This window comes from Mucilaginibacter sp. A5337, from assembly GCF_059690695.1.
Window position 1 is genome coordinate 1 of the sequence record NZ_JCAWEC010000022.1, and the last position, 1,425, is coordinate 1,425.

General features: G+C 40.8%; 2 protein-coding genes. Both read left to right on the forward strand.

The features are described 5' to 3' along the window. On the forward strand, positions 1–438 hold a 438-nt coding region (locus AC59JO_RS29525), incomplete at its 5' end, for a transposase (RefSeq protein ID WP_497309994.1). A 17-nt stretch (positions 439–455) separates the two neighbouring features. Next, on the forward strand, positions 456–1,382 hold the full coding sequence (locus AC59JO_RS29530) for an IS3 family transposase (RefSeq protein WP_497309996.1): 927 nt from the start codon (positions 456–458) through the stop codon (positions 1,380–1,382). Positions 1,383–1,425 lie beyond the last annotated feature (43 nt).

Below are 1,425 nucleotides of genomic sequence, written 5' to 3' on the forward strand. Positions count from 1 at the left end.
TGTCTTGTCCGGAAATGGGTTTACATTAAAGTAAACACAGTGGAAAAGATCATTATTAAAGAACATCGACATTACCCAGATTCATTTAAGCATTCAGTTATCAAAGAATATTTATCAGGAGAAATCGGTTACAGAGCCTTGTTAAAGAAACATGATATTAAAAGCAGTGGCAGCATTGCACGTTGGATGCGGCAATTAGGCTATACAAAAATTCCTGAAAAAGCCAGATATTTGCCCTTAATAACCCCAGCATCCTTGCCCGTTAAAAAAGTAAATAAAGATCAGTCATCAGATTTCTTGTCGCAAGACCAGCGAATTAAGGAACTCGAACGCCTGCTGGAAGATGAACAACTTCGCAGTGAAGCCTATCGGCGCATGATCGAGATCGCCGAAAAAGAATTGAATATTCCTATTCGAAAAAAGTCGGATACCAGGTAATCCATGAGATGAGAGACATGTATACAAGGGTCGGCCTTGTACGTTTATGTCGGTTACTTGGTATTACCCGTCAGGCCTACTATCAGCACTTTTGGCGGGAGGAAGCCTCGGGAATAGAATCGGCGCTTGTTTTGCAGGAGGTTATAAGTCTTCGCAAAGACCATCGGGTGATGGGGGGACGAAAGCTTTATGAAAAGATCCATCCATTTCTGCTTGATCATCAGATCAAAATTGGACGAGATGCCTTTTTCGATCTATTAGCTGCCAATGGGTTACTGGTAAAAAAGCGACGCAAGCGGCATGTAACCACCTGGTCAAGGCACAGATTCAATAGATGGCCGAATATCATCCGGGGGCTAAAGGTGGTAAGGCCTAATCAATTATGGGTGAGTGATATCACCTATTGGAAAGCAAGCGATGAGCATTTGTATATCAGTTTAATAACGGATGCCTATTCTCATAAAGTTGTTGGCTATCATTTGGCAGACTCCCTGGAGACGGTGGAAACAATAAAAGCGTTGGAAATGGCAATTAAAGGAATACCTGCAGGCTTACCTTATTCGCTGATACATCATTCAGATCGCGGTGTTCAATATTGCAGTGATAGTTATGTAAAGTTATTACAGGACAATGCTATTCAAATCAGTATGACCGAGAATGGCGATCCTCTTGAGAACGCAGTTGCCGAACGGATGAACGGCATATTAAAAGAAGAATATCTTAAACATGAGGTTGCTGATAATAAGGATCAGGCGAAGGAACTACTTGATCGGGCTATCAATCTTTACAATCAACACCGGCCTCACTTTAGCATTGGACTACTAACACCTGAGAGTGTACATAGCCTCGGTCTGCCAACTGAAAAATTATGGAAGAACTATTATCATAAAAATAGTAACATTGTAAACGTATCTCAGGACATTATCAAACCTGTAAATACATAACAGGATTATCTTAAAACCTGTAAACTTTTTTTAGGACGAGACA